The organism is Bacillus sp. B1-b2 (assembly GCF_009183415.1).
Taxonomy (GTDB): Bacteria; Bacillota; Bacilli; order Bacillales; family Cytobacillaceae; genus Niallia.
Genome location: NZ_WEHU01000040.1, coordinates 22,887 through 28,948, shown reverse-complemented (window position 1 = coordinate 28,948; position 6,062 = coordinate 22,887). Strand labels below are relative to the sequence as shown.

Genomic DNA, 6,062 nt, shown 5'->3' with positions numbered 1-6,062 from the left:
ATTGTGGATTTGGATAGGTTACTACCACCAAACCATTATAAAGGATTTTTTTATGGAAAAATTAAGTTGCAGAAAATTCAGTTTTATAATTTGTGTTGAATTATTTTAGTGCGACACTAGTGATGGTAAATAGATAATCTAAATTCACCTTTTTATCCCAAGTTTTCTTTGTTTCATCTGATAGGTAAGGGTAAAGATATTTATCTATTACTAATTTGATGTCTAATTCACTTAAAATATTGTATGTACGGACTTTAGTTTTCTTTCCAGAATATGTTTCGATAATCATTTCTTCCATTAAATTAAAACCATTTCTTATGATATAAATATCCTTTATATCTCGTGCAGGGATTGTCCTTTTAGGAGTTATAATGGTTCCGTTCTCAATTTTGAAGAAAACTTTTCCAATCTTATACCCAGGTAAATACCATAAAAATAAATAGAGAAATATAGGAGTAAAGACGATTCCGCCGAAAATATAAAATAGGGAATAATTAGACTCGAAGGCAAATCCTACTTTTAGAAGGAAGAAACAGCCGACTAAAAAACCTAATATACCCAGAACTAAAAAGCAAACGTATATGAATTTGGACCCTTTTACATAAATAATGTCATTCTTTATTTTGAGATTTGCCACAACTTTATACCTCCGTTTACCTTAACTATGACTATAAAAGATTACTTCAAATTTTGATTTCTATTAAATTTCAACGATTGTAATCTATTAGAAAAATTTAGAACCTAGTGTACTATTTCACTAGTAAATGCAAATAAACCTCTTTATAAATTAAGTATTTTTAGACTTTTATATCTTGCAAAAAAACATATAAATCCAATTCTTGGGTTATTACTTATTGCACATACCCTAATTTAGCCCAAAATAAACCATTTCTTTAGTCATCTCATTATCAACAATAGAAGAAAGGGTTCTCCGATTGCAAACAGGATACAAGAAGATAAAAAGGAAAGAAGACATAAATCGCTTAGAACCTGATGAAAAAAGGTTAGCAAGTCTTTATTAATCTATTGCAATGCGATGGAAGCAATGCCTACTGGTGGAATCGTTTACATAAAAGTGCAAAATCTAGACGTTGGAAACATTGAAATGGAGATCTGAGACCAAGGAGTCGGGATAGAAGCAGAACGGATAGACACACTATGTGAGCCATTCTTTACAACAAAAGAAAAAGGAACAGGACCTGCTTAATGACATGCAATAAAATGATTGAAAGTCATAAAGGCAAGATGAGTTTTTATAGTGAGTTGAATAAGGGAACTACTGTATCGATTCAGTTGCCTTTTGCATTACAGAAGCAGTTGTTGGAGTTGTAGTAGGTAGGGCTATAGGAATGAAAGTACTCACAAAATATAAAATGCTATTGCCATTCTTCCTATCTTTTGTTACAATGTAGGAAGCGTATACAGAGCGGATTGTAACTGTTAGATCAGGCAAAACCGATTACCTTATGAAAAGGGGTGGGTTTTGCCTTTTTCTCTATATATCGGAGGTAAACTAGTGAAGATCGAGAAGATTTTAAATAATAATGCAGTGAGTTCGATTAAAGACAAGCAAGAAGTGATCGTTATTGGTCGTGGAATCGCCTTTCAAAAACGAGTTGGTGATAAGATTAATGATGAGCAAATTGACAAGATCTTCACATTAGAGAACGAAGATATGAGGATGAAATTCAAAACCTTGATTTCTGATATGCCTATAGAGTATATGCAAGTAACAGAGAAGATAATTGCTTATGCAAAGTTGAAGCTTGGAAAGAAATTAAATGAAAGCATTTATATACACTTAACAGATCACATTTACCATGCGGTGGAGCGTTTTCGAAACCACCTACCTATAAAGAATGGATTACTTTGGGAAACAAGGCAGCTGTATAAGGATGAGTATGAGGTAGGACTTGAAGCATTAAATATGATTTGTGATCAATTTGGTCTTATCTTACCAGAAGATGAGGCTGGATTCTTGGCACTTCATATTGTTAACGCGGAATTGAATGAAGAGATGCCTGTTGTACAAGATATGACAAAGATTATGCAAGAGATTCTAACACTTGTAAGATATCACTTCAAAACAGATTTTAATGAAAATTCTCTGCATTTCTACCGTTTTATTACACATCTAAAGTTCTTTGCTCAGCGGCTAGTCAAAGGAAATCATTATGATAGTTCTTCAGATGACGAGCTATATCAAGTGATACATAAGAAGTATCCAGAAGCACATGCTTGTGCATTGAAAATAAAGAAATTTATTGAGAGCACCTATACGTATGTGTTAACAGATGAAGAAATGATTTATTTGACCATTCATATCGAGCGAGTTGTCAAAAGCAATAATATGGACAAGTAGGATTGTAACCTGAAAGGGCAAAACCTAAATCAAACAAACGTTTGATTTAGGTTTTTTTATTGCTCTAGATTAAGGAAATAGTTGTTTTTATAATCAGGTAATCCAAGGGAAAAGCTATATTCATGTGAAAAGGATAAGAAAATATAAGTGTTTAAAAAAAGGAGTATAGAAGATGAGTTATAACAAACTGGCAAAGGATATTGTGGAGTTAGTCGGTGAAGAAGAGAATATTAATAGTCTTGTTCATTGTGCTACACGCCTACGTTTTAAATTAAATGACAGCAGTAAAGCAGATAAAGAGGCGCTTCAAAATTTAGATGGAATTCTTAGTGTGGTAGAAAGTGGCGGACAATTTCAAGTGGTTGTTGGAAGTCATGTTCCGGAAGTATATAAGGAAATTAATAAAATTACTAATATTGAAGGTGCTGACAAAGCCCCAACTACAGGACCTAAGCAAGGTATCGGAGCTCAAATTTTCGAAGTAGTATCACGAAGTTTCTCTCCATTAATAGGTGCACTAGCTGGAGCAGGTATGTTAAAAGCGGTCTTAACAGTTCTTACAATGACTGGTTTATTATCTGAAACTAGTGGTACTTACTTTATTTTATCTGCTGCTGGTAATGCAGTATTCTATTTCCTTCCTATTTTCTTAGGGATAACCATCTCTACTAAATTAGGAGCAAATCCATATGTAGGTGGAACAATAGGGGCAGCTCTACTTGAGCCAAACTTTACAGGATTAATGGCAACAGGGGATGTGTCTAGTTTTATTGGAATTCCTGTTGTATTAATGGATTATTCATCAACAGTATTCCCTGTATTTATTGCGATTACTATTTATGCACTTTTAGATAAATTCTTGAAAAAAGTTATTCATAAAGATATACAAATGTTCTTAGTTCCAATGCTTTCATTAATGATTATTGTTCCATTAGCAGTTATAGTATTTGGACCAATTGGGGTTTATGTAGGGGATTGGATTGGAGCAGGAATTAATTTCTTAAGTGATAAGAGTGGATGGTTAGCAGGTGCTGTTATGGGTGCTGGTTGGACTTTCTTAACTGTTCTTGGACTACACTGGGGTCTTGTTCCAATTATTTTGGAGAACCTGACATCAGGATCTGATCCGTTGCTTGCAATGGTTGCAGCTTCTGTATTTGCCCAAATGGGATTAGCAATAGGTATATTTATCAAATCAAAAGATAAGAACATAAAATCACTTGCTGGGTCTACATTCTTACCAGCAGCATTATCTGGAGTAACAGAACCGATTATTTATGGTCTCCTTCTACGCTTTAAAAGAACGATTCCATATATCATCATTGCCGGAGCAGTTGGCGGTGCCATTACAGGTATTGTTGGTATCAATGCTAAATCGTTTGCCTTTGCTGCTATTTTAACAGCACCAGCTTTTTCACCAATTGGTTCATTCCTAATTGTTAACTTCATTGCTCTTGCTATTGCACTAGTATTAGTATTGGTATTTGGATATGAAGATAAGAAAAAGAAGGAAGAAGCTACAACAGAATCAGTTGTAACAGAAGAACCAAAAGCACAGCCTTTGTTAAAACAAGAAGTAATTCTAAGTCCATTAACAGGAGATGTACTTCCTCTTTCAAAAGTAGATGATGCTGTATTTGCTTCGGAAGCAATGGGGAAAGGGATTGCCATCGAACCAACAGTTGGTAAAGCAATCTCACCAGTGAATGGAACAGTTTCTACTATTTTTCCAACAGGTCATGCAGTTGGTATTACATCAACAGATGGCGCAGAAATACTCATTCATATTGGTATTAATACAGTTCAGTTAAATGGCCAATACTATACTCCAGCAGTGAAACAAGGTGATGTAGTGAAGCAAGGAGATTTATTAGTAGAATTTGATATAGAAAAAATTAAAGAAGCTGGTTATCCAGTGACTACTCCTGTCATTATCACAAATACTAGTGACTATAGCGAAGTAGCTGGAACTAGCGAAGAGCAAATTGTTCAATCAGAGAAATTACTAACAGTTATCGTATAAAGAAGAAGGAAGGAGAATTTCTCCTTCCTTCCATTAAAGGAGGAAATAATAATGAAATCAACATTTAAATTCCCAGAAGGTTTTCTATGGGGAGGAGCAACTGCTGCGAACCAATTAGAAGGTGCATCAAACGAAGGCGGCAAAGGCTTAAATACTCCAGATGTGTTACCAGGAGGAAAAGTGCGTTTAAAAGTACTTTCAGATCCAGGATTTGACTTTGAGTTAGATTATGATAAATATACGTATCCAAACCATGAGGCAATCGATTTCTATCATCGCTATAAAGAGGACATTGCGCTTTTTGCTGAAATGGGATTCAAAACATTCCGTATGTCTATCGCCTGGTCTCGAATTTTTCCAAATGGAAATGAAACAGAACCAAACGAAGAGGGCTTAGCATTCTATGAGCGTGTATTTGATGAACTATTAAAGTACAATATTGAACCAGTTGTAACAATTTCTCATTATGAGTTACCACTTTACTTAGTAAAAGAATATGGTGGTTGGAAAAGTCGTGAACTAGTAACTTTCTTTGAGCGTTATGTAACAGTTCTATTCAATCGCTATAAAGATAAGGTGAAATACTGGATGACTTTTAACGAAATCAATAGTAGTCTTCACATGCCAATCCTTGGTTTAGGATTCGCTATTCAAAAAGAAGAAGATCGTTATCAACCAACATTCCAAGCTTATCATCACCAATTTGTAGCAAGTGCAAGAGCTGTACAGCTTTGTCATGAAATAATTCCAGGTGCTCAAATCGGCTGTATGCTTGTATATCTGCCAACATATGCAGCAGATTCAAATCCAGAAAACGTACTATATGCATTAAAAGAAGAACAGCTATTCAACTATTTCTGTGGAGATGTTCAAGTACGTGGTCAATACCCAGCATTTATGAAGCGTTACTTTAGAGAACACGGAATTGAACTAGAAATACAAGAGGGCGACCTTGAATTAATTAAAGAAAACACAGTAGATTATGTGGCACTAAGCTACTATATGTCTCGTACAGAGAAAAAAGATAAATTACCAGAAGAAGTGGGCCAAGGTAATATCCTAGGCGGCATTAAAAACCCATTCGTAAAAGCAAGTGATTGGGGCTGGGAGATTGATCCAACTGGATTACAAATTTCATTAAATCAATTATATGATCGTTACCAAAAACCATTATTCGTAGTAGAAAACGGATTAGGCGCATACGACAAAGTAGAAGCAGATGGTTCTATTAACGATGACTACCGAATTGACTACCTTCGTGAGCATATTCAAGCAATGGGGGAAGCAGTTCAAGATGGTGTAGAACTAATGGGTTACACACCGTGGGGCTGTATTGACTTGGTAAGTGCTTCTACAGGAGAAATGTCTAAACGCTATGGCTTTATCTATGTAGATAAACATGATGATGGTAGCGGGACACTTGCACGTAGTAAGAAGAAGTCGTTTGATTGGTATAAGAATGTGATTGCTAGTAATGGGGAAGAGTTGTAAGTAGTAGGTTAAATATTAATAGACAAAAAAGAAATCAATTATGTTGGTTTCTTTTTTTTTCGTGCAGATATTGCTAACCATCTGGGGAATCAGATTATCCATCCATTTTCCTACACAATAGGACCTTTGATTTAGATCTTTTCACAAGAGTCATAGATTATTAATGAAAAATATACTAGAATTATC

At 34.8% G+C, this 6,062-nt stretch carries 5 protein-coding genes; 4 read left to right on the top strand and 1 reads right to left on the bottom strand.

Going from position 1 to position 6,062, the window contains the following annotated elements:
- Positions 1 to 100 precede the first annotated feature (100 nt).
- The gene (locus tag F9279_RS22795; protein WP_152116432.1) at positions 101 to 637 is read right to left on the bottom strand and encodes a DUF5381 family protein; all 537 of its coding nucleotides are present in this window, start codon (positions 635 to 637) and stop codon (positions 101 to 103) included.
- A 584-nt stretch (positions 638 to 1,221) separates the two neighbouring features.
- Between F9279_RS22795 and F9279_RS25850 the strand changes: the two genes are divergently transcribed.
- The 4 genes from F9279_RS25850 to F9279_RS22780 all read left to right on the top strand — a co-directional run bounded on the left by F9279_RS25850 (position 1,222) and on the right by F9279_RS22780 (position 5,876).
- Positions 1,222 to 1,332, top strand: a complete 111-nt coding sequence (locus F9279_RS25850; RefSeq protein WP_226793834.1) for a cell wall metabolism sensor histidine kinase WalK — start codon at positions 1,222 to 1,224, stop codon at positions 1,330 to 1,332.
- 184 nt (positions 1,333 to 1,516) lie between these two features.
- Positions 1,517 to 2,362 (top strand): BglG family transcription antiterminator LicT, encoded by an 846-nt coding sequence (gene licT, locus F9279_RS22790; RefSeq protein WP_152116431.1) that lies wholly within the window; start codon positions 1,517 to 1,519, stop codon positions 2,360 to 2,362.
- Between the two features lie 172 nt (positions 2,363 to 2,534).
- Complete coding sequence (locus F9279_RS22785; protein ID WP_152116430.1) at positions 2,535 to 4,385, top strand: beta-glucoside-specific PTS transporter subunit IIABC; 1,851 nt, start codon at positions 2,535 to 2,537, stop codon at positions 4,383 to 4,385.
- Between the two features lie 51 nt (positions 4,386 to 4,436).
- Positions 4,437 to 5,876 (top strand): glycoside hydrolase family 1 protein, encoded by a 1,440-nt coding sequence (locus F9279_RS22780; RefSeq protein WP_152116429.1) that lies wholly within the window; start codon positions 4,437 to 4,439, stop codon positions 5,874 to 5,876.
- Positions 5,877 to 6,062: the final 186 nt, after the last annotated feature.